This is a genomic window from Kosakonia sp. LAM2021 (genome assembly GCF_016620385.1).
Taxonomy (GTDB): Bacteria; Pseudomonadota; Gammaproteobacteria; order Enterobacterales; family Enterobacteriaceae; genus Kosakonia; species Kosakonia sacchari.
Genome location: NZ_JAENHT010000010.1, coordinates 82,176 through 104,640 on the forward strand (window position 1 = coordinate 82,176; position 22,465 = coordinate 104,640).

The 22,465-nt window shown below is 54.8% G+C and carries 24 protein-coding genes and 1 other RNA gene; 7 read left to right on the forward strand and 18 right to left on the reverse strand.

From position 1 onward, the window contains the following. Window positions 1–66: 66 nt before the first annotated feature. The 5 genes from JKP81_RS19090 to JKP81_RS19110 form a co-directional block, all read right to left on the reverse strand. Window positions 67–1,146 carry a LacI family DNA-binding transcriptional regulator gene (locus JKP81_RS19090; protein WP_200552958.1) on the reverse strand — a complete coding sequence of 360 codons (1,080 nt, stop codon included), beginning with the start codon at window positions 1,144–1,146 and terminating at the stop codon, window positions 67–69. A 256-nt stretch (window positions 1,147–1,402) separates the two neighbouring features. Then, window positions 1,403–1,621 carry a hypothetical protein gene (locus JKP81_RS19095; RefSeq protein ID WP_131406044.1) on the reverse strand — a complete coding sequence of 73 codons (219 nt, stop codon included), beginning with the start codon at window positions 1,619–1,621 and terminating at the stop codon, window positions 1,403–1,405. Then, a complete protein-coding gene (locus JKP81_RS19100) occupies window positions 1,618–1,869 on the reverse strand; it encodes a hypothetical protein (RefSeq protein ID WP_200552959.1) in 252 nt (83 codons plus the stop codon). Before JKP81_RS19100 ends, JKP81_RS19095 begins: the two co-directional genes overlap by 4 nt. A gap of 234 nt (window positions 1,870–2,103) precedes the next feature. After that, window positions 2,104–2,649 (reverse strand): GNAT family N-acetyltransferase, encoded by a 546-nt coding sequence (locus tag JKP81_RS19105; protein WP_200552960.1) that lies wholly within the window; start codon window positions 2,647–2,649, stop codon window positions 2,104–2,106. Window positions 2,650–2,781: 132 nt separating this feature from the next. Continuing rightward, entirely contained in the window at window positions 2,782–3,393 is a 612-nt protein-coding gene (locus tag JKP81_RS19110; RefSeq protein WP_200552961.1) for a YitT family protein, read from the reverse strand. An 84-nt stretch (window positions 3,394–3,477) separates the two neighbouring features. Here JKP81_RS19110 and JKP81_RS19115 point away from each other — a divergent pair, with 84 nt between their 5' ends. After that, window positions 3,478–4,899, forward strand: a complete 1,422-nt coding sequence (locus JKP81_RS19115) for a PLP-dependent aminotransferase family protein (RefSeq protein WP_200552962.1) — start codon at window positions 3,478–3,480, stop codon at window positions 4,897–4,899. A gap of 3 nt (window positions 4,900–4,902) precedes the next feature. Here the strand turns inward: JKP81_RS19115 and JKP81_RS19120 are convergent, their stop codons facing one another. Then, complete coding sequence (locus JKP81_RS19120; RefSeq protein WP_200552963.1) at window positions 4,903–5,496, reverse strand: hypothetical protein; 594 nt, start codon at window positions 5,494–5,496, stop codon at window positions 4,903–4,905. Window positions 5,497–5,650: 154 nt separating this feature from the next. Between JKP81_RS19120 and JKP81_RS19125 the strand changes: the two genes are divergently transcribed. Further along, window positions 5,651–6,061: a GFA family protein gene (locus JKP81_RS19125; protein WP_200552964.1), complete on the forward strand. Its 411-nt coding sequence runs from the start codon at window positions 5,651–5,653 to the stop codon at window positions 6,059–6,061. A gap of 31 nt (window positions 6,062–6,092) precedes the next feature. Here the strand turns inward: JKP81_RS19125 and ffs are convergent. Beyond that, window positions 6,093–6,189: signal recognition particle sRNA small type (gene ffs / locus JKP81_RS19130), an RNA gene on the reverse strand. Between the two features lie 171 nt (window positions 6,190–6,360). Between ffs and JKP81_RS19135 the strand changes: the two genes are divergently transcribed. After that, window positions 6,361–6,672: an MGMT family protein gene (locus tag JKP81_RS19135; RefSeq protein WP_200553057.1), complete on the forward strand. Its 312-nt coding sequence runs from the start codon at window positions 6,361–6,363 to the stop codon at window positions 6,670–6,672. A gap of 32 nt (window positions 6,673–6,704) precedes the next feature. Here JKP81_RS19135 and JKP81_RS19140 read toward each other — a convergent pair whose 3' ends face one another. Beyond that, complete coding sequence (locus JKP81_RS19140) at window positions 6,705–7,274, reverse strand: YbaY family lipoprotein (RefSeq protein WP_200552965.1); 570 nt, start codon at window positions 7,272–7,274, stop codon at window positions 6,705–6,707. Between the two features lie 215 nt (window positions 7,275–7,489). Between JKP81_RS19140 and tesB the strand changes: the two genes are divergently transcribed. Beyond that, entirely contained in the window at window positions 7,490–8,350 is an 861-nt protein-coding gene (tesB, locus tag JKP81_RS19145; protein ID WP_200552966.1) for an acyl-CoA thioesterase II, read from the forward strand. Between the two features lie 66 nt (window positions 8,351–8,416). Here tesB and amtB read toward each other — a convergent pair whose 3' ends face one another. The 5 genes from amtB to JKP81_RS19170 form a co-directional block, all read right to left on the reverse strand. Beyond that, the gene (gene amtB / locus JKP81_RS19150) at window positions 8,417–9,703 is read right to left on the reverse strand and encodes an ammonium transporter AmtB (RefSeq protein WP_020456781.1); all 1,287 of its coding nucleotides are present in this window, start codon (window positions 9,701–9,703) and stop codon (window positions 8,417–8,419) included. Between the two features lie 31 nt (window positions 9,704–9,734). Then, on the reverse strand, window positions 9,735–10,073 hold the full coding sequence (glnK, locus tag JKP81_RS19155; protein ID WP_002891893.1) for a P-II family nitrogen regulator: 339 nt from the start codon (window positions 10,071–10,073) through the stop codon (window positions 9,735–9,737). Between the two features lie 255 nt (window positions 10,074–10,328). Further along, window positions 10,329–12,107, reverse strand: coding sequence for a SmdB family multidrug efflux ABC transporter permease/ATP-binding protein (locus JKP81_RS19160; protein ID WP_200552967.1), 1,779 nt, complete (start codon window positions 12,105–12,107; stop codon window positions 10,329–10,331). Next, entirely contained in the window at window positions 12,100–13,863 is a 1,764-nt protein-coding gene (locus JKP81_RS19165) for a SmdA family multidrug ABC transporter permease/ATP-binding protein (RefSeq protein WP_200552968.1), read from the reverse strand. The genes JKP81_RS19160 and JKP81_RS19165 overlap by 8 nt, the downstream gene beginning before the upstream one ends. A 51-nt stretch (window positions 13,864–13,914) precedes the next feature. After that, the gene (locus JKP81_RS19170; RefSeq protein WP_017458897.1) at window positions 13,915–14,373 is read right to left on the reverse strand and encodes an Lrp/AsnC family transcriptional regulator; all 459 of its coding nucleotides are present in this window, start codon (window positions 14,371–14,373) and stop codon (window positions 13,915–13,917) included. Between the two features lie 115 nt (window positions 14,374–14,488). Between JKP81_RS19170 and JKP81_RS19175 the strand changes: the two genes are divergently transcribed. Next, window positions 14,489–15,535 carry a PLP-dependent cysteine synthase family protein gene (locus JKP81_RS19175; RefSeq protein ID WP_200552969.1) on the forward strand — a complete coding sequence of 349 codons (1,047 nt, stop codon included), beginning with the start codon at window positions 14,489–14,491 and terminating at the stop codon, window positions 15,533–15,535. A 43-nt stretch (window positions 15,536–15,578) separates the two neighbouring features. Here the strand turns inward: JKP81_RS19175 and cof are convergent, their stop codons facing one another. Beyond that, entirely contained in the window at window positions 15,579–16,397 is an 819-nt protein-coding gene (gene cof, locus JKP81_RS19180) for an HMP-PP phosphatase (protein WP_200552970.1), read from the reverse strand. A 110-nt stretch (window positions 16,398–16,507) separates the two neighbouring features. On the opposite strand from cof, the gene JKP81_RS19185 reads away from it, so the two are divergent. Both JKP81_RS19185 and queC read left to right on the forward strand, forming a co-directional pair. Beyond that, window positions 16,508–18,205: an SgrR family transcriptional regulator gene (locus tag JKP81_RS19185; RefSeq protein WP_200552971.1), complete on the forward strand. Its 1,698-nt coding sequence runs from the start codon at window positions 16,508–16,510 to the stop codon at window positions 18,203–18,205. A gap of 66 nt (window positions 18,206–18,271) precedes the next feature. Then, window positions 18,272–18,967, forward strand: coding sequence for a 7-cyano-7-deazaguanine synthase QueC (gene queC, locus JKP81_RS19190; protein ID WP_200552972.1), 696 nt, complete (start codon window positions 18,272–18,274; stop codon window positions 18,965–18,967). A gap of 96 nt (window positions 18,968–19,063) precedes the next feature. Here the strand turns inward: queC and JKP81_RS19195 are convergent, their stop codons facing one another. The 4 genes from JKP81_RS19195 to hupB all read right to left on the reverse strand — a co-directional run bounded on the left by JKP81_RS19195 (window position 19,064) and on the right by hupB (window position 22,458). Further along, window positions 19,064–19,471 (reverse strand): YbgC/FadM family acyl-CoA thioesterase, encoded by a 408-nt coding sequence (locus JKP81_RS19195; RefSeq protein ID WP_020456774.1) that lies wholly within the window; start codon window positions 19,469–19,471, stop codon window positions 19,064–19,066. Between the two features lie 95 nt (window positions 19,472–19,566). Further along, window positions 19,567–19,947: a helix-hairpin-helix domain-containing protein gene (locus JKP81_RS19200; protein WP_200552973.1), complete on the reverse strand. Its 381-nt coding sequence runs from the start codon at window positions 19,945–19,947 to the stop codon at window positions 19,567–19,569. A gap of 151 nt (window positions 19,948–20,098) precedes the next feature. Further along, window positions 20,099–21,976: a peptidylprolyl isomerase gene (ppiD, locus tag JKP81_RS19205; RefSeq protein WP_200552974.1), complete on the reverse strand. Its 1,878-nt coding sequence runs from the start codon at window positions 21,974–21,976 to the stop codon at window positions 20,099–20,101. A gap of 209 nt (window positions 21,977–22,185) precedes the next feature. Next, on the reverse strand, window positions 22,186–22,458 hold the full coding sequence (hupB, locus tag JKP81_RS19210; protein ID WP_017458889.1) for a nucleoid-associated protein HU-beta: 273 nt from the start codon (window positions 22,456–22,458) through the stop codon (window positions 22,186–22,188). Window positions 22,459–22,465 lie beyond the last annotated feature (7 nt).

Consider the following 22,465-nt stretch of genomic DNA (forward strand, 5'->3'; position numbering starts at 1 on the left):
AATGACGCATTTTTCACCACAGGTAAAGCGGGTAGCAGGATCAAAGCGAAGGGGATCACAAAAGTGTTAACGGCGATCCAGCATCGCTACCTGCTGCGCCAGTTCGCTTAAGCGTCTGGCAAGGGTTTCACCGCTCAGTTTCTGTTGTCGGGCTGGCGCAGTGGAGTAGCGTTCAATAAGCATCACCGGCAACCGCGTTTGACCAGTGACATCGCCCCGTGCTGACGGGCTGAGTAGCCAGTCGACGCTTCGCTCCCCGGCCTCTTTAAACGTCTGGCGGATAGTTGTGAGCGGCGGGGAAAACCAGGCGCTGTCGGCGGTATCGTCATAACCCACCACCGAGATCTGCGCCGGTACGGCAATCCCTTTCTCGACGCAGGCGCGGATAACGCCAAGCGCCATCTGATCGTTTGCCACCAGTACCGCGTCGGGTAACTGACTGCCCGCGAGCAAACTGTGCGCTTTTTCATAACCGGAAGCCGCGCTCCAGTCACCATGCGCGCAGGCACAAGGCGTAAGCCCCGCCTGCTGAAGTGCCGTCAGCCAACCGGCAAAGCGGGTGCGCGCGGAAACCGAGGTCTGCGGCCCGCCGAGTAACGCAATCTGACGGTGCCCTTGCGCCAGGAGATGTTCTACGCCCAGCCGCGCACCTTGCATGGCATCAAACACCAGGCTGTTCACCGCCGCCGTCTCGCCAACATCCAGAAACAACACGGGCGTGGGAGCCGCCTGCGCCGCGAGTTGCTGCGCCAGCGCATCATCAAGCGGCACGTTGATCAACACACCCTCAACGCGCTGCGCCAGCAGCTCCTGTAAAGCGGCGGTGCAACTGGCTGCATCGTGCTGCTCCAGCATAGAGATGATCACACTGGCCGCGGCCTGGCCGGCGCGGGATTTTACCGCCGACGCGATTTGCGATGGCGCATGCAAAGCCAGATCGGTCGTCAACAAACCGAGCGTTTTCGTGCGTTTACCCGCCAGTTGCTGAGCACCGCGATTGGGGATGTAATGCAGCTCCGCCATCGCAGCGAGCACTTTCTCACGCGTTCTTGTAGAGACATGTGCCGCATCGTTAATCACGCGCGAAACGGTCTGGTAAGAGACGCCCGCATGGCTGGCGACATCATAAAGAGTGATGGTTTTCATAGCGCTTCCCGGCTGCAAACAGTTTTCCAGTATACCCGGTTTGCAGGTCAGCGCCTGTGAGCGCTTCGGAGAAAAAACCAGACGGGACTAAATACAATTGAAGAATAATTTGCGGGAAAAGAAATAGCGACGAGCCACAAAAGGCTCGTCGGAAACATCATCCGTAATGTGCATTTGAGATGGTTACGTATTTTTATTATGAAACCACCATCACATTTTTTAATGCAATTAAAATGACAGTTTCATGACAAATACATTACTGCTGACGTGGGATTGGGAAACCTTTTATTGAAATAATAAAACTGTGCCCTTCTTTTTTAATTTTCGCTCCGGCGTCACACCAGTCTGATGCGATGCGAAAAAACTCATCACTTCCGATATTCCAGTCCAGACGAACTTGTTTGACAAAACCTGAGCGCAGCATCTCGCAGGCTTCGCCATAGTTGCTGGCGGTTGATAGCAGTTGTTGGTTCATTTTTTCTTCTTCAGAAGTTTACGTAACGCTTTAATTTCTTTAGGAGTTAACGGAGTAGAACTCTCTTCTTCGGTATGCTGGTTGTCAATGTCGTCTTCCGATACTCCCGCCTCTTCCGCAGCCTGAAAAGCCAGCAGCAACAGCTTTTCTGTCGCGGTACCGAGATTTTCACTATTTACTTCTGCGTAATGACGAAGTTTCTCTTTTAGCGCTTCATCAATTTTGACGTTTAATACAGCACTGGTCATGATTATCCCTTCTTGTGTGAATAAACATGCTAATTAATACACGAACTTATGGAACTGATCCAGAAATATATTTCAGAATTATAACAACTTAAAAAAACCCTAGACTAATCTGCCTAAGAATTATGACAAAAAGATTAAATTAATATTTCAGTAAAATGACAAATAAACCAGCGTAAATAAATATATCGACAATAAAATTTAAATATCCTGCCAGCCATCTCAGGCTGACAGGTTTCAGCGGTGAAGATTATTCCATTCGTCGCGAGTTATTTCCCAGAGCTCGGTGTCCAGCTCCCCGGCCACATATTGCCCCTTCTGGCGGCGAACCAGCCGCATTCCGCTACGTTCCGAAATCTTTTTCGAACGCGCATTCGCCACGGCTTTCGGCGCGCGCAGCACATCGCGATCGAGCACATTAAACCAGTAATCATTCACCGCATGGCAAGCTTCCGTCATATAACCCTGCCCTTGCCACTCCGGTGCCAGCCAGAACCCCCGGTTATTGTCTGGCGTACTCATTAAGCAAATAACCCCCATCAACTCTGCCGGGTCTGCTTTGCGACGCAGCGTCCAAAACCAGCCCTCCCCTGCGCGGTTTGCCGCCAGCGCAACATTATCGACATAATGCTGCGCGGCACCTTCCGGGTAGGGCCAGGGTACACTGGCTATCAGGTAGCGCACGATTTCCCAGCGCGGAAAAATACGCTGAATGTGCGTGGCATCTTCCGATGCCAGCGGCTTGAGAAGAAGTCTTGCGGTTTCGAGCTCGGGTGTTGTCATTGACCATACTCCTTTGCAACGCCAACGGATGTTGTTACACCAGAATCCCCTGGCCGTTTTATAAAGTAAACAGCCCGTTTGACACCAAAATTGAGGGGATGAATGGCGCAGCGCACTGCATTCAATACACAGTTATAGCGCGGGCTCGCTTTGTGGCTCAGGCTTTAGCGTCGGTGTCTGACGAAACCACGGCAGACAAAGCTGGATCAACGGGCCAATCGCCAGCGCGTAAACCACCGTCCCCACGCCAACGGTTCCCCCCAGCAGCCAGCCGATAAACAGTACAGAAAGTTCAATCGCCGTGCGGATAGTTCGCACCGACCAGCCCGTACGCGCATGAATACCGGTCATTAACCCATCGCGCGGCCCGGCACCGAACCCCGCGCCAATATACATTCCGGTCGCGATGGCATTCACCACCACAGCGCCAACCAGCAAAGTGCCGCGAGCCACCAGCGAATCCAGCACCGGCATCAACGACAGCGCGGCATCGGCGGCAAGGCCTAATACAATGACATTACTTAACGTTCCCAATCCGGGCCGCTGGCGCAGCGGGATCCACAACAGCAGCACCAGCGCACCGGTCACGATCATCACCGTACCAATATCCAGCGATAACAGTTTCATCACGCCCAGGTGAAAAACGTTCCACGGATCCGCGCCCAGATCCGCGCGTACAAACATGGCGGTGGAAACGCCGTACAGAACCAGGCCTATGTAAAGTTGAATTAATCGACGCAGCATTGTTTTTCTCCGGTTGTTCAGGCTTTCATCTTTACCGGAAATGGCCTTATTATTAATGTCCAGTTTTAAAATAGTGGACTGTATATGTCATCGCGCCGCCTGGGTAGCCACTCTTTACACCGTCTGTTGGGACACTGGCAACAACCCGCATCCCGTACGCCGTTATGGCGACAACTTGCCGACGCGCTGCGTCTGCTGATCCTTGACGGCAGACTGGCAATTGAGACACGCCTTCCCGGAGAGCGTGAACTGGCCTCAATGCTTGAGATCAGCCGCACAACGGTTGCCAGCGCACTCGCACACTTGCGTGATGAAGGTTATCTGGAGAGCCGCCACGGCAGTGGCTCGCGTGTGATCCTGCCCGATAGCCGGGCGATCCCAACCCTTAGCACGGCGGGCACAGCGCTCGATCTCTCCACTGCCGCGCTCAGCGCTGGCCCGGAAATCCACCAGGCTTATACTCACGCGCTGGCGGCCATTCCGCCCTATCTTTCTCGCACCGGTTACGGGCAATTAGGTGTGCAGGCGCTGCGCGAAGCGATTGCCGCGCGATACACCGCCCGCGGCTTGCCCACGCATGCTGATGAAGTGATGGTGGTCAATGGCGCGCTCAGCGGGCTGGCGCTGGTTCTGCGTATGCTGACCGGCCCAGGCGATCGCGTGGTGGTCGATCATCCGACCTATCCGCTGGCGATTGCCGCCATTCAGGGCGCGTCGTGCAGGCCAGTTGGCGTGTCCTTGCCGCAAACGGGCTGGGACACCAACGGTTTCGCCGCGACGCTGGCGCAGACCGCGCCACGGCTGGCGTACTTAATGCCTGATTATCACAACCCAACCGGCCGCTGTATGGATATCGCCACGCGGCAGGCCATCGTTAGCGTTGCCGCACAAGCGCGCACCACCCTGGTGGTCGACGAAACGATGGTTGATTTGTGGTACGAGTCTCCGCCGCCACCGCCAATGGCGGCGTTTGATAGTAGCAGCACGGTCATTACGCTCGGTTCGGCGGGTAAAACGTTCTGGGGTGGGCTGCGTTTAGGGTGGATCCGCGCCTCATCGCGGACCATTGCTACGCTGGTGCAGACGCGCGATACACTGGAACTCGGCTCACCACTGCTGGAACAACTGGCAACACTGTGGTTGATGGAGAATGCAGAAACTTTCCTGCCTGCGCGTCGTGACATGCTCAAAGCACGACGCGATGGCTGTGCGGCGTTGCTGCGGGAACATTTCCCCGACTGGCGTTTCTCACTGCCGGAAGGCGGCCTCTCTTTCTGGATAGAACTGCCCGATATGCTGGCAACGCAGTTTGCCGCCCGTGCAGAAACAATTGGTATCCACCTCGGCGCTGGCCCGCGTTTTGGACTGACAGGAGCATTTGAGCGCTATTTGCGCATCCCTTTCGCCCTGGATCCCGGTGAGCTGGAAAATGCACTGCTGCGACTGAAACCGTTGTGGCTGGCGCTTCGCGAAACGGAAGCGCCATTAAAACGTAGCGTGGTGTAAAACTCAGGCCGCAGGCGGCGTCAGCGGTTTTATCGACTGGCTGTTAACCCAGCCAGTGGTGCTTTTTCCTGACTCGTTAATAAACTGGATCTGCGTCCAGCCTTTCCCGATTTTGAGCACACCGACAACATCATCTTTGACAATCCACGCTTTGCGACGCGTGCTGACATCCGGTGTGCTGCTGAGATAAACCCGCTCATCAACCACTTCGGCGAGAGAAATCCACTGTGTCGACTGGGTTTTACTCAACGCAATCCCCTCGTTGATTTGCGGCACCATCACATTCATGCAGCCGTCATGGTTTTGCCCGTTCGCAATCTTCAATGTCACGCCGTCCGCCGTGGCAGAAAGATGTCCCGGCAGCACATCTGAAGACCAGCTGGATATTTCCGCCTCCCCGTTCGGAGACACGTTACCCGCCAGCGCAAACGCGCAGTTTCGCGTCACGCCAACACCCATCGTTTCAGAGTAGTAGCCCGTGACCTGCCCGGAGGGGGAGACCGCCAGTTGCAGCTCTTCATAAACTCCCGACTGCAACGTGGCGGCAAAAGGTGCCGCCGATACCGATAACGTCACTGCCAATACGATGTTGCGCATACTCCTTGCCCTTTTATCAGAATTATTTTTGCGGCTACAGCGTACCGTCTCTGCATAAAAACATCACCAGTGAACCCACGCGTTTTCCCCCACCAAAAAAGGTAAAAAAGGCTAAGGTTGAAAGACCCGTTTGATTTGCTCTGTGAGGAAAGCGATGTCAGAAAAATTAATGGCGCAGTGTCACTGCGGCGCGGTGGCGTTTTCTGTGCAACTTTCGGATGGTTTTAACACCGTGCGGCGCTGTAATTGCTCTTTTTGCCGAATGCGCGGCGCTGTTGCCGTGTCGGCCCCGCTCTCGGGCATTGAGGTTGTTAAAGGCAAGGATAAATTGACCGAGTATCGCTTTAACACCGGCACCGCCGTGCACTATTTTTGCTCGGTTTGCGGTATCTATACGTTTCACCAGCGGCGATCTAACCCGGATCAATACGGCGTGAATGTGGCCTGCATTGAAGGAGTCTCGCCCTTCGATTTTGCGCAAATTCCGGTTTCAGAAGGTGTTCATCACCCTTCGGATGGCGGAAAAAATGGCATTGCGGGGTATTTGCGTTATTCACGCGAGTAAGAAAACAAGGGGGAGCAGAATTGGGTGGGGGCCCTGCCAGCTACATCCCGGCACACACGTCATCTGCCCTGGCTGCTTCCTTCCGGACCTGACCTGGTGAACAGAGTAGCGTTGCGGGAGAACCAACAGAGCCCCCATTGAGAGCGTTGTTAACCAACGCGCTGGCGCATTATCCCTATCCGGGATGGCAATTGCAAGCCGCGCCGGGACGGATGCTGGTTTCTTGCGCAATCCTCTCTTCACAGCACACGATTCGCTATTTATGCTGCCTCTTCTTCGTTCAGGACATCAACATCACAATGGATACACAGGACTCTTTCCCGCAGCGGGTGTGGCAAATCGTTGCCGCCATACCCGAAGGCTATGTCACGACCTATGGCGATGTGGCAAAGCAGGCCGGTTCACCGCGCGCGGCGCGCCAGGTGGGCGGTGTGCTGAAACGCTTACCGGAAGGCAGCACGTTACCGTGGCATCGGGTAGTGAATCGTCATGGTTGTATCTCGCTGACCGGGCCGGATTTACAGCGTCAGCGTCAGGCGCTACTGGCGGAAGGCGTGGTGGTGTCGGGGAGTGGGCAAATCGATTTACAGCACTATCGCTGGCTTTATTAAGGCTCCTCCCGGGCGGGAGGAGCACAGTCATATTAGTACTGCGTCGGCGCAGGTGTCGCTTCCGACGGGTTTACCTGAGTTGGAGAAGTGGAAGGCACCGTGGTTGCCGCCCCGCCACTTTGTTGCAGCGGCACAGCGGTTTGCTGTACCGGCACCAGCGTCAGGTCAACTTTCGTACCGCCCTGGTTGATAACCGGCTTAACCGTATCGGTAATAAAGACGATTTTGTCGTCAATGGTAATCGCCGCGCTCAGCAGGATGCGGGCGTTCGGCTGAATATCCGCCGGGTTAAATGGCAGCACAAAGCTAAACGGTGACTGTTTACCTTCAGTACGGACGGCTTTCTGCGCCAGCACTTTCGACGGCGCATCTGCCTGCGAGGCATCAGAAACCGTTACGGTGAGTACCGCATTTGGCGGCAGCGCCACTTTCTGACGGATCCAAACCGTACCCGAAACATTCGGTTGCGTGATCGCCGGTTTATTTGTTGCCGCAGGTGCATTTGGGTTAGGTGCAGGTGTCGGAATATCGCCGCCCTTTTGGGCGCAGGCAGACAGCGCGACCGCGACTGCTAAACCACTTAACATGTGCACGAGTTTCATTGATTTCTCCTTATCTTCAATGCACCGGCAGGCGTTTCGCCCGCCAGGATGTGTGGTCAAACCATCGTAACCTGAACAAGTGTGGCACACGTGCGAGGTATATTCCTGCAAACTGCCATCTATTCAGATTATTGAACCCATCGGACCAGCAATTTTTCCAGGTTATACTATTCGGATAATTCGCTCCGTCAGCCGTTATTAATTTGAGGAAATCTATGAGTCAGGCGTTATCTAATCTGCTGGCATTACTGAACCTGGAAAAAATTGAAGAGGGCTTGTTTCGCGGGCAGAGCGAAGATCTCGGCTTGCGCCAGGTTTTTGGCGGCCAGGTCGTAGGCCAGGCTTTGTATGCCGCCAAAGAGACTGTTCCTGCCGAGCGCCTGGTGCATTCGTTCCACAGTTACTTTTTACGTCCGGGCGATAGTGAAAAACCGATTATTTATGACGTGGAAGTGTTACGTGATGGCAACAGTTTCAGCGCCCGACGCGTCGCGGCCATCCAGAACGGCAAACCCATCTTCTACATGACCGCGTCGTTCCAGGCGCCGGAAACCGGCTACGAGCACCAAAAAACGATGCCGCAGGCACCGTCACCGGATTCGCTGCAATCCGAAACGGATATCGCCCGCGCACTTGCCCATTTATTGCCACCGCAGGCCAAAGAGAAGTTTCTCAGTGATAAACCACTAGAGATCCGCCCGGTTGAGTTTCATAACCCGCTGAAAGGCCACGTTGCCGATCCCACCCGCCAGGTATGGATCCGCGCAAACGGCACGGTGCCGGACGATTTTCGCGTGCATCAATATCTGCTTGGATATGCCTCGGACTTTAACTTCCTGCCGGTTGCACTTCAGCCGCACGGCGTGGGCTTCCTTGAGCGCGGTATGCAGGTTGCCACCATTGACCACTCCATGTGGTTCCATCGCCCGTTTAATATGAACGAATGGCTGCTCTACAGTGTGGAAAGCACGTCAGCCTCCAGCGCTCGCGGTTTTGTGCGCGGCGAGTTCTATACGCAAGAGGGTGTGCTGGTCGCGTCCAGCGTGCAGGAAGGCGTCATGCGCAATCGCAACTAACCGCGCTTAAAAAAGAAAAGCCTCCGAACGGAGGCTTTTTTATGCTCAGGAGATAACTCAACAGAATCAGGCGTTATAGGCGTTTTCGCCGTGGCTGTTCACATCCAGCCCTTCACGTTCTTGTTCTTCCGGTACGCGCAGGCCTACCGTCATGTCCGCCAGTTTGTAACCAATAAAGGCCACCACGCCAGACCACACGATAGTGATGGCAACGCTTTCCAGCTGCACCAGCACCTGATGACCCATGGTCACACCTTCAGCGAAACCGACACCACCCAGCGACGTAGAGGCGAAGATACCCGTCAGGATACAGCCCACGATGCCGCACACGCCATGCACACCGAAGACGTCGCACGGGTCATCAACACGCAGCATACGTTTCAAAGCGGTAACACCCCATAACCCAGCCAGACCGGCAATCAGACCCACAATCAGCGCACCGCCGACACCCACATAACCACAGGCCGGCGTGATACCAACCAGACCCGCGATGGCACCAGAACAGGCACCGAGCAGAGACGGCTTGCCGCGCATTGCCCACTCGCCAAATACCCACGCCAGAATAGCGGCCGCAGTGGCAACAACCGTGTTTACGAAAGCCAGCGCAGCGATTTCGTTCGCCGAGCTTGCAGAGCCAGCGTTGAAGCCAAACCAGCCAACATACAGGATAGCGGTGCCAGTGAAGACCATCGGCAGGTTATGCGGTTTGAATGCTTCTTTGCCAAAGCCCACGCGTTTGCCAATCAGGTAAGCCCCCACCAGACCTGCAATCGCAGCGTTGATGTGAACAACCGTACCGCCTGCGAAATCCAGCGCACCGTGGGTTGCCAGCAGACCACCGCCCCACACCATGTGTGCAATCGGCACGTAAGAAAGCGTCAGCCATACCACGACAAAAATCAGCACCGCAGAGAAGCGAATACGCTCAGCCAGCGCGCCGACAATCAGTCCAACGGTGATACAAGCGAAGGATCCCTGGAACGCCACGTGGATATACTGATAAATGCTGCCCATCACGGCTTTCAGTTCGATGTTTTTCAACATTGCCCAGTTGAAGCTGCCGAAGAAGCTGTTGCCCTCGCCAAATGCCAGCGAGTAGCCATACACCACCCACAGGATGCACACCAGAGCGAAGGTGACGGCAACCTGCGTCAGCATCGACAGTACGTTTTTACCGCGGATCAAACCGCCGTAAAAAAGCGCAATGCCCGGAATGGTCATAAACAGCACCAGCGCGGTGCAAATCATCATAAAGCCGTTGTCGGCTTTATCCGCCACAGCGGGAGCCGCCATCGCCAGGCCTGGCAGCAACGCCAGCGAAGCAAGAGCTGTTTTTAATGTTGTGTTTTTCATTGTTCCGATCCCCATCACTGTGTGTCTTGTATTACAGTGCCGCTTCGTCGGCTTCGCCGGTACGAATACGAATGACGCGTTGCAGCTCGGCAACGAAAATTTTGCCGTCGCCAATTTTTCCGGTGTAGGCCGCTTTGCTGATCACATCGATCACTTCATCGAGTTGATCGTCGGCGATCGCCACATCAATTTTCACTTTCGGCAGGAAATTGACGCTATATTCCGCACCGCGGTACAGCTCAGCGTGACCCTTCTGACGGCCAAAGCCTTTCACTTCAGTTACGGTCAACCCTTGAATACCAATAGAAGAAAGCGCTTCACGCACGTCTTCAAGTTTGAATGGCTTAATCACCACGGTAACCAGCTTCATAGATCCCCCTCCAGTCGAATTCGATAATGGCCGCAGCTAACACGCAACAGACATTGCAATCGTTGTGCCAGGAATGAAAAGAGGGAGGTTTTCAGGCCGTTAATGCGCCCGGACAGGCAGGGTAAGAAAGGGAAAAAAGTCTGCCTGGGATTCGGCAGGTTAAGTGTAAAGAAAAACGCACCATGACAGTGCATGATGCGTTACTTTTTTGCACCAACAGAGATTCCGTGAAGGTGCGTGCTTAATTTTGGTGCATCAGGCGATAAGCGACTCTTCGCGCGCGCTGGCAGCCAGCTCTTCACCGGCAAGCTGTAACTGGTACATCTGCCAGTAACGGCCTTTCGCTTCAAGCAGTTGCTGATGGGTGCCGCGCTCAACTGCCTGCCCGCGATGCAGCACCAGAATCGTTTCTGCCTCAACGATGGTCGATAAACGGTGGGCGATCACCACCAGCGTCGTATGCTCACGCACGGCCGCCAGCGCGTGCTGAATCGCCTGTTCGGTCCCGGAATCGATGTTCGCTGTCGCTTCATCCAGAATCAGGATCTGCGGTGTCTCAACCAGCACGCGCGCCAGCGCCAGCAGCTGTTTTTGCCCCACCGAAAGGTTATTGCCCTGCTCGCCCAGCCGAGTGTAAATACCGTCACTCATCGTGCGCGCCAGCTCAGCCAACTGCACCGTTTCCAGCGCTTTCCACACCTGTTCTTCGCTGATATCGCGACCCAGTGTCACGTTGGCATAGAAGCTGTCCGCCAGCACCACCGGATCCTGCTGCACCATCGCCACACCTTTGCGCAGCGGCGCGTGGCCTAATGCAGAAAGCGGACGCCCATCCAGACGGATCTCCCCTTTCGTCAGTGGGTAATAGCCCATTAACAGGCTGGCCAGCGTACTTTTCCCGCTGCCGGTATGCCCGACCAGCGCGACAAAACTGCGCGGCTCCACGTGCAAGGAGATATCCTGCAGCACCAGTTGATCGTCGCGGTAAGCAAAAGAGAGATTGTCGATGTCGATAGCCCCGCTTTGTAGCGGCGCGTCATCGTAACCGTAAGTCTGGCGCGGTCGGTCCATCAACTCGAACACGCGCTCACCGGCGACCACCGCCTGCTGCAACATCGACTGCTGCGTTGTCAGTTCAATCAACGGCTCGTTAAGACGCCCAAGATAGCTGATAAAGGCATACAGCACCCCGACCTCTACCGTGCCTACGGACGAGAAACCAAACAGCATCAGCAAGCCACACAGCACCAGCGCGGAGAAAAGGCTCAACAGCGGACGCAGCAAAAAACCGTCCAGCCGCAGGGTTTGCATGCGGGCGATATAGTGCGAACGGCTGGATTCGCTCATGCGTTCCCCAAAACGCGCCTGCTGACGGAACTGCTGAATAACGCTCATCCCGTTGATGATTTCGTTGAAACCATCGTTGATATCCGCCAGATAAGCACGCATGCGTCGCACAATAGGCGTGCTGTAACGCTGGTATAGCAGCATCACTATCAACACCGCCGGGAAAATCGCCATCGCCACCAGCGCCATGCGCCAGTCGAGGCTGAACATTGCCACCAGCATCGCGCCAATCAGCGCCGCGCTGCGCAACACCGTTGCCACCACCGTGACGTAGAGATCGCGGATCACTTCAGTATCATTAGTCACGCGCGAAATAATCTGCCCGACGGGCTGGGTATCAAACGCGCTAAGCGGCTGGCGCAGGGCGGCATCCATAACATCGGTACGCAACTGTTGGACGACGCCGACCGCCGCCTGGTTAAACAACAGCGCTTGCGCATAATGCAGTAGCGCCGCCAGCAATTGCAGGCCGATATACACCGCTGCCATCCCGGCAACCACGCCGAGCGGCAGATAGTTTTTCGCCACCATATTATCGATAAAGTAGCTGATCAGCGCCGGGCCGGAGACTTCGGCAATCGCCGCGACCCACAGCATCAGCACCGCTTTAGCTAACGGTTTGCGCCACGGCGAGCCGTATTTCAGCAAGCGTTTAAGCGTTGGCCACTGTTTGGTGAAATTACGCATCAACCGCCTCCTGCGGAACATCATCCAGCGCCGCTTCCAGTTGCTGATAGCGATACATATCGCGATACCAGCCGGGCTGGCGCGCCAGTTGCTCGTGCTGGCCGCGTTGTGCGATGTGCCCATGCTGCATGACGATAATCTCACTGGCTTCGGTCAGCGCCGACAGGCGATGCGCGCTGATAATAACGGTGCGCCCTTCGCCCCACTGGCGCAGGTTGTGCAAAATCTGGTGTTCAGTACGGCCATCCACGGCGGAGAGCGCATCATCAAGGATTAAAATCTCCGCATTCAGCAGCAGCGCACGGGCAATCGAGATCCGCTGTTTTTGCCCGCCGGAAAGCATTACGCCGCGCTCACCCACTTCGGTGTCGTACCCCTGCGGCAGACGCAGAATATCGTCGTGCACGCTGGCAAGCTTCGCGACATGCTCGATCTCCTCCTGCGTCGCACCCGGTTTACCCAACGCAATATTGTTGCCCACGGTATCGGAGAAGAGAAATGGCGTCTGGTTGACCACCGCCAGGCGGCTGCGCCAGGCGTCCAGTTGCAGGCGCGTCAGGGGGATATCGTGGAAACGGATATCGCCCTGCTCAACATCGAAATGACGCTGAATTAAAGAGAGCAATGTGGTTTTCCCGGCGCCTGTCGGGCCGCAAATGCCCAACATCTGGCCTGGCGCCAGCGTCACAGCCACATTGTTGAGCACCGCGCTTTCAGTCTGCGGGTAACGAAATTCACGGATGGCGATATTCAGATTACCGCGCCCTTCCGGCACCGGTTCGGGGCCGTCATCCACTACCGGCGCTTCCGCCAGCATATCGCGGATACGGCTGTAAGCAGCGCTGCCGCGCTCGACGATATTAAACATCCATGCCAGCGCCAGCATCGGCCAAATCATCAGCCCCAGATACATGGCGAAGCTGGTCAACTGGCCAAGCGTTAAAGAGCCGTGCACCACCATCCAGCTACCGCCGCCAATCGCCAGCATATTTGCCATACCAATGGCGATATAAATAGTGGGATCAAAACGGGCATCAACGCGGGCCACGCGCATGTTTTTCGCACCGGTATCTGCCGCCTCACGGCTGAACAGCGCCGACTGGCGATCCTCCAGGCCAAACGCTTTGATCATGCGAATGCTGGTCATGCTCTCCTGGGTTCGATCGTTTAATGCCGAAAACGCCGCCTGCGCCAGCTTAAAGCGCTGATGCAACTGATCGCCGTAACGCTTGATAACCAGCGCCATAATCGGCATCGGTAACAGCGACAGCAGCGTAAGCTGCCAGCTGATTTGCGTTGACATCACCACCAGCACCACACAACCCATCACCAGCGAATCCACCAGTGTCAGCACCCCTTCGCCCGCGGCAAAAACGACGCGATCAACATCGTTGGTCGCGCGCGCCATCAAATCACCGGTGCGGTGACGGAGATAAAATTCCGGGTGTTGTCGGCTTAACTGGCGGTAAAAATCTTCCCGCAGTTCAACGGCCAGTTGATAGGATGCGCCGAACAGCCAGACACGCCAGACGTAGCGCAGCAAGTAGGTCACGATCGCAACAGCGACCAACACCCCCACCCACATCCACACTTGTTGCGTAGTGAAGTGCTTTTCGGTGACGCCATCCACCACAATCCCAACCACTTTGGGCGGGATAAGCTGCAAGATAGCAATAATAATAAGTAAGGCGACAGCCCCGAGATAGCGTTGCCATTCCCGGCGAAAGTACCAGCCTAACTGAGCAAATAATCGCACGCGGTTACATCCTGAACGTGATTTTCCGGCAGTGAATTACTGCCGCGAGGGTTATTCAATGGGCAAAGCCGTGGTGTATTTTATCTGTTCCATGGCGAAGCTAGAAGTGACATCTGACAGCCCCGGAACGCTGTTCACCAGCTTCTTGTAAAAGTCGTCATAGCGTTTCATATCGGCCACCTGCACCCGCAGAAGATAGTCGTATTCTCCCGCCATGCGCCAGAAACCGAGTACTTCCGGCATCTGCGTGACTTCGTTAACGAAACGGCAGTACCAGTCGCTGCTGTGATGCTGGGTTTTGATCAGCACAAACGCCGTTAAATTTAACCCCAGCTTTTCGGCATCCAGCACCGCCACCCGACCGAGTAAAATACCGTCATCTTCCAGCCGCTTCAGACGTTTCCAGCACGGTGTGGTGGTCAGATTAACGGCATCTGCCAGCGCCTGCAAAGAGAGCGAACAATCCTGTTGCAACAGCGAAAGCAGTTTGCGGTCAATTTTATCTAACATTACCCACCTCAGGAGAATATTTTTCTCTTAATAGTCTAATACAAAGGCGAAATGACAACCCTTTTTTCTTTCTCTTTCGCTAGACTGGGCACAAAATGACAAACGGATAACCACCATGAATAGCAACTGGGTTAAATACGCTATCAACGAAATCAATGCTGACGCACAGCGTTCGGCAGATACCCATTTGATCCGCCTGACACTGCCCGGTTTTGCAGGCATCAACCTCTATTTAAAAGACGAAAGCACTCACCCGACCGGCAGCCTGAAGCACCGTCTGGCGCGCTCGCTGTTTCTTTACGGCTTATGCAACGGCTGGATCAAAGAAGGCACCACGATTATTGAAGCCTCTTCCGGTTCCACGGCGGTTTCAGAAGCGTGGTTCGCACGGCTTTTAGGTTTACCGTTTATTGCCGTGATGCCGCACTGTACGGCGAAACGCAAGATTGAACAGATTGAGTTCTACGGCGGTCGCTGCCACTTTGTCGATAGCGCCTGCGAGATTTACGCCGAGTCCGAACGGCTGGCAAAAGAGTTGAACGGTCACTATATGGATCAGTTTACTTTTGCCGAGCGCGCAACCGACTGGCGTGGCAATAACAATATTGCCGACAGTATTTTCCGCCAGATGAAAAATGAACCGCATCCGCAACCCGACTATATTGTGATGAGTGCGGGCACCGGCGGGACTTCCGCCACCATTGGCCGCTATATTCGCAGCCAGGGTTATGGCACCCAGTTAATGGTGGTCGATCCTGAAAATTCAGTGTTCCTCGACTACTGGCAACATCGCGACGCCAGTCTGCGAAGCGCGGTGGGCAGTAAAATTGAAGGCATTGGCCGCCCGCGTGTAGAACCCTCGTTCATCGCCGACGTTGTTGATGAGATGCTGCGCGTGCCGGACGCGGCAAGCATTGCCACCGCACAATGGCTGGAAACGCAACTGGGGCGCAAAGTGGGCGCATCCACCGGCACCAATATGTGGGGCGTGTTGCAGCTTGCCGCGCGGATGCGTGAAGAAGGCCGCAACGGCTCTATCGTGACGCTGCTGTGCGACAGCGGTGAACGCTATCTGGACACCTACTACAACCCGCAATGGGTAGCGGCAAACTTTGGTGATATTGAGCAGTGGAAAGCCGAAATCGCCCGCCTTACGGCATAAAAAAAAGCCAGGCAGTAGCGCCTGGCTTGCTGGAAAGATCTTTTCATTCGGGGGAATAAGGAAGATTGGGTGTGTCCAGCCAGTGTGTCAAAAAGTGTGATACCGCCTGATCCCGGCAGTGTCCAATTACCGGTAAATGGGGCAGCGCCGCACGCAATTGCGGCATGGCGTTGCCCATGATCATTCCTTTACCGACGCTTTCGAGCATCTCTCTGTCATTCATCGCATCGCCAAATGCCATGCAATCCTGCAAGGAATAACCCAGCGTCGTGCTGAGCACCGCCAGCGCCGAACCTTTGTTGCACCCTACCGGCAAGATTTCCAGGCAGTCCATCGCCGAGAAACACAAGTGCGCGCGTGCGCCCAGCACCTCATTTAACTGAATGCGCAAACGGCAAAGATCGTCGTGATCGCCAACAAAGCAGATTTTGGTCACGTCATGCGCTGGCAGGCGTTTGAGATCGGTGAGCTGGTAGGTAAATCCGCTATAAAGGTGCGCCTGCAACGTCTCTGGCAACGCTTTGTTGGTTAACCAACCAGAATCATTGAAAACGTGGACAGTAGCTTCGGTTTCCCAGCGGCTGTGCAGCACCAGATCGGCCACTTCCGGGCTGAGATCCTGGCGATACAGCACGTCACCTTCGCGAGAATGGATCCGCGTACCGTTGCCGGTAATTAAAAAGGCATCCATCGCGATAGCGCTGAGAATGCGGCGCATCTCCAGCGCATGCCGCCCGGTCGCGAAAGCGAGCGTCACATCCAGCTCATGTAAGCGCCGGAGGGTTGCTAAGGTTTGGTCGCCCAAACGATGGTCGGGCATTAACAGGGTGCCATCCATGTCAAAAGCGGCCAGACGTGCCATGATTTTTCTCCGCTTGCAGTGCGTTTTTGTGAAGTTCAGTGTTGCGTTCCAGTATTGCGTGGGATATACGGAAGTAATAGTGAATAGATGAAAATTATTGTTCCGGGTTTATGCGACAACTCAATCGGCTTAATCAATACCAGCGCCTGTGGCAGGCATCCGCCGGAGAGGCGCAATCCATCAGCATTGGTGAACTGGCAACGCGCTGTTTTTGCAGCGAGAGGCATATGCGCACGCTGCTGCGCCAGATGCAGGAAGCGGGTTGGTTAAACTGGCAGTCGCAATCCGGGCGCGGCAAGCGCGGTGAGCTTCATTTTCTCGCCACGCCTGAATCTCTGCGTAGCGAAATGCTGGAACTCGCGTTAAACGCCGGGCAACAGCAGAACGCGCTGGCGTTGGCGCAGCTCGATCCTGACGATCTTCGCGCATTGCTCAATCCCTTTCTGGGTGGCTTATGGCAAAACGAAACGCCGACACTGCGCATTCCCTATTATCGCCCGCTGGATCCGCTGGTGCCGGGGTTTCTCCCCGGCCGCGCGGAGCAGCATTTAGCCGGGCAGATTTTTAGCGGCTTAACACGTTTCGTGACACGCAGTTTCCAGCCGCAGGGCGATTTGGCACATCACTGGGATATCAGCCCGGATGGGTTGTGCTGGCGTTTTCATCTGCACTCAACGTTGCACTGGCATAACGGCGACCCCGTGACGGCTGAACAGTTGCAGGCACAATTGCACAAGCTGCTGACGCTGCCCGCCCTGCAAAAACTGTTTGCCAGCGTCGAGCGTATCGACATAACGCATCCCTGGTGTTTGACCTTCAAGCTGCATCACCCCGATTACTGGCTGGCGCACAGGCTAGCCAGCTATGGCAGCCGTCTGGCGCACCCGCAGCAACCGATGCTGGGTACCGGACCTTTTCGGCTGGTGACATTCAGCCGGGAACTGGTTCGCCTGGAAAGCCACGACTATTACCACCTGGGCCATCCACTGCTTAAAGCGGTGGAGTTTTGGATAACCCCGCAACTCTTTGAGCAAGATCTCGGCACCAGTTGTCGGCACCCGGTACAGATTGCCATTGGCGAGGCCGATGAGTTGCAACACTTGCAGCCGGTGAGTAACAGTATCAGCCTGGGGTTCTGCTACCTTACTCTGCGCCCGGGTGCACGGTTGAATGACGCCCAGCTACGCCGGCTGGTGCAGATTATTCGCCACTCTTCGCTGCTGCAAACGTTGCCGCTGGATGAGAATCTCATCACGCCAAGTCGGGAGCTTTTACCCGGCTGGCAAATGCCCGACTGGCCCACCGAACAGGTTTCGCTACCTAACAAACTTACGCTGGTTTATCACTTACCTGTGGAATTACACACCATGGCGGAACAGTTTAAGCAACATTTGCGGACACTCGGCTGTGAACTGACGGTGATTTTCCATAACGGCAAAAACTGGGAAGGTTGTACTCAGCTCGCCAGCGCCGATTTGATGATGGGCGACAGGCTGATCGGCGAAGCGCCAGAATGCACGCTGGAACAGTGGCTGCGCTGCGATCCGCTGTGGCCAAACCTGCTGAGCACTCAACAATTTGCGCATCTGCAAGCCACGCTGGATGCGGTTCAACGCCAGCCCGACGAACAGCAGCGCAACCGCGCACTACAGGATGTTTTTTATCACTTGATGGACAACGCTATTCTCACCCCGATGTTTAATTATCAGTACCGCATTAGTGCGCCACCGGGCGTGGAAGGGATCCACTTAAATACGCGCGGCTGGTTTGATTTTGCCGAAGCCTGGCTTCCTGCCCCATCGCTGTGAAGAAGCTGGTCGCTGCCAGCGGCTCGCGCTACCATAGTGCTTTATTTGTCATTGTCAGGAAGAATTATGAAACGAGCCGTTGTCGTGTTTAGTGGCGGACAAGACTCCACAACCTGCCTGGTTCAGGCGTTGCAGCACTACGATGAAGTGCATTGCGTGACCTTTGATTACGGCCAGCGTCATCGCGCCGAAATTGATGTGGCACGAGAACTGGCGCTAACGCTGGGCGCTCGCGCGCATAAAGTGCTGGATGTGACGCTGCTGAATGAACTGGCGGTGAGTAGCCTGACGCGCGACAGCATTCCGGTTCCGGATTATGAACCCGACGCGACCGGCATTCCGAACACCTTCGTGCCGGGACGTAATATTCTGTTTCTGACGCTGGCCGCCGTGTATGCCTATCAGGTGCAGGCGGAAGCAGTGATCACTGGCGTATGCGAAACGGATTTTTCCGGTTATCCCGACTGCCGCGATGAGTTCGTTAAGGCGCTGAATCACGCGGTTAACCTGGGCCTGGCAAAAGATATTCGTTTCGAAACGCCGCTGATGTGGATTGATAAAGCCGAGACCTGGGCGCTCGCGGATTACTGGGGCAAGCTGGATCTGGTGCGCAGCGAGACGCTGACCTGCTATAACGGCATCAAAGGCGATGGCTGCGGCCAATGCGCGGCCTGTAACCTGCGCGCCAACGGTTTACAGCACTACCTGGCGGATAAACCTGCCGTAATGGCGGCAATGAAACAGAAAACCGGGCTGAAGTAAGCACACTATAAGGCCCGGTGAGCGTGCGCGCCACCGGGCTTTGGCCTGATGGCGGCATTGCGTTATCCGAACGACGAAACGACGCGAAAGGTTGAATTAATCGCCTTCGCGGATCATCTTCTCCAGCCTTTCTCTCAGTTCACCTTCCAGCGCCAGCGCTTTTTGTGTTTTGAGATCGATACAGACAAACGTCACCAGCGCATCAGCAACCATTTGCCCCTCGGGGTTCAATGTCACGGCCTGACTCAGCACACCGCTTTTACCATTAATCTGCTGCACATGGCTGGTCACTGTAAGCACATCGCCCAATACGGCCGGACGGCGATAGTTGATATTGATATTGACCACCACGAAAGCGATGTTGTTGGCGGTCATCCATTTAAAGCTCTCGTTGTTTTCCAGCCCATCCCAGCGCGCCTCTTCAAGGAACTCCAGATAGCGGGCATTATTCACATGTTGATAGACATCAAGATGAAAACCACGAACTTTGATTTGCGTCTGCATAGCGCTTCAACCTTTACCGTTTATAGTTATAGAGACAGAGGTCATACTGGTATGACCTCTTTATTCTGGCAAAGATTAGCGACTACGCAAGCGGCTTACAGTTTCAGGTTCGACAGATTACGCTCAACCAGCGTCCCTCCTATGCCTGGCACCTGCTTAAGATCGTCTACAGATTTAAACGGGCCATACTCTTCCCGATAGCTGACAATCGCCTGCGCTTTCTTGATCCCCACGCCATTCATGACCCGCGACAGCTCTTCTGCCGTTGCGCTATTGATACTGACCCGGGTACCACCTTCATCATCCGCGCCTTTCGCCGCATCCTGCGCTTTGCTTTGCGCTGGCGTGGCGGCGTCGCTCTTACTTTGCACTGCGGGTGGCTTAGCCGCAGCAGAAGGCGCTGCCAGCGCGCTGTGGCTCAGTGTCGCGCAAGCGAAGGACAGCGAAATTAAGAGTGCTTTGATTCCATGTTTCATTGTGTTTCTCCTTTGTTTTCAACGCCAGGCAACAATAACCACAACAAAGGACGCAGACAAAACACAAACATTCAAAATGGAAAAGGCCGCGAAAGCGGCCTTTAAGGTTTGCAGAGAATTACTCTTTTTTTGCGAGGCGCATCGAGCCTTTTTATTGCTGTGGCTCAGCGACGATGTCACCCAGTTTGATCTTGGCTTCTTTACGCAGGTTGCTCATCAATGCTTCAAACGCGATTTGCGCGTTGTTCTGCGTGATGCCCTGCACCATCGCTTTCTTCTGCGCATCCGGCATCGTGCCTGCTTTCACTTCATCCAGCGCCATAATAACGACATTGCCTTGCTGATCGTTGGCAGTGCCGAAGGAAGGCTTATCTTTTGCTGGCAGCGGCAGATTGAATGCCGCCTGGCTTACCGGATCCTGGCCAGTACGTGCCAGCGTTTTTGCCTCACCAAAGCTCAGGCCAGCCGCTTTCAGCGCATCATCACCTTTACCGGCTTTCAGCTCACCCAGCAGTTTATCCGCATCAAGTTTTGCTTGTTGCTCCGCTTTGTTGTGCTTCACGATATCGCTGACCTGAGTTTTTACTTGGTCCAGCGGCTTGATCGCTTCGGCTTTGTGATCGGAGATACGCAGCACAAATGCGCGATCACCATCAACAGTGATGATATCGGAGTTGCTGCCTGGCGTACCGTTCTGCCCTACCAGACCACCATTGAAAATGGCATCGCTTACCGGTTTGAAATTCAGCTCTTCCGGCAGATTATCGCGACCGAACCAGCCGGTCTGAACTGCTTTGGCACCAGCAGCCTGCTCAGCACCCGCCAGCGATTCGTTATCGTTGCTCGCCGCCTCGCTCACTTTCTGCTGCAGCGCGTACCATGCATCCAGCGCTTTTTCCTGTTTCACTTTCGCTGCCAGTTCATCACGCACATCGTTCAGCGGTTTCACCTGCGCAGGCTGGATATCATCCAGACGTGCAACCAGGTAACCCACAGAAGATTTAATGACGCCAGACAGCTGGCCTTTCTCTTTCAGACCGGCGTTTTTCAGCTCTTCCGGCGTGGTGGCATCTTCAAGCCAGCCCATATCACCGCCGTTACGCGCAGAGATGATGTCCGCAGATTTCGCTTTTGCCAGCGCCGCAAAGTCCGCGCCTTTTTTCAGCTCATCCAGCACCGCTTTCGCTTCGTCTTCCGTTTTGGTCTGGATAATGCTGTAGCGATTACGCTGCGGCTGAGTGAACTGATCCTGATGCTGATCGTAATAGGCCTGGATTTGCTCGTCAGTGACGTTTTCCTGCATCGATGCAGCATCCAGCTTGATATAGCTTACGCGGAACTGCTCCGGCGAGATAAAGCGGCTCTTGTTCTGATCGTAGTAGCTGGCAATTTCTTCATCGCTCGCGGTCTGCTTCGCCGCCAGCGCGTTAACATCAATTACCGCCTGGCGCACAACACGCTGTTGAGCGACCAGCGCAGCCAGCTCGTCGGTCTCACCTTTGAGCATGAAATCAGTACCGGCAACGGCGTTAATCAGTTGCTGAGAGGTTAACTGGTTGCGCAGCGCCTGAGCATACTGATCGGTGCTCATCCCCATCTGGTTTACGATGGCGCTGAAGCGATTGTTATCAAATTTACCGTTAGCCTGAAATGCCTGAGTAGCGAAAATCGCTTTTTTCACCTGATCATCGCTAATGCCAAGACCCAGGTTTTTTGCATACTGATCCAGCAGTGCTTCATCAATTAAGCGGTTGAGCACTTGCTGACGCACCGATTTCATATAGTTTTCGTTAGCAGCCAGCTCAGAGAACTGATCGCCCAGCTGTTGCGCCATGCGGTTGCGCTCGCTATTCACCGCATTTTCAAACTGTGAACGGCCGATTTCCTGACCATTAACTTTTGCGGCGTAATTATTGTTACCGCCAATCAGGTAGTTACCTACGCCAGTCAAAATGAATGACACGATAATCAAACCCAGAATGATCTTGAGCACGACGTGATTTGCCGCCGCGCGTAAATTGTCCATCATGGTGTAACAACACTCCGCTGTAGGTGACTGTAGATCTCAGGCAGCTCAAGTTGCCCGCTGCGTGTAAGCGCGTATTTTGACAAGAAAATGGGGTAATTGTTAGCCCGCATCGCGTATTAACTCGCAGAAAGTGCGTCTGCACAAATAAAAAAGGCACATCTCGCGATGCGCCCTTGTAGTTTGTCGCTATCCCTTCAAAGGGAAGGCGATCAGTTTACTGCGTCTTTCAGTGCTTTGCCTGCGCGGAAACCAGGAACTTTAGCCGCAGCAATGGTGATTTCTTTGCCGGTCTGAGGGTTGCGGCCTGTACGGGCAGCACGCTCTTTAACAACAAAAGAGCCAAAACCTACCAGCGCTACGTCGTCCCCGGATTTCAAAGAATCAGTAACGGCAGCAATAAAAGCATCTAACACACGTCCAGCCGCAGCTTTAGAGATGTCAGCATCTGCGGCAATCTTGTCTACCAGTTGAGATTTATTCACTCTACTC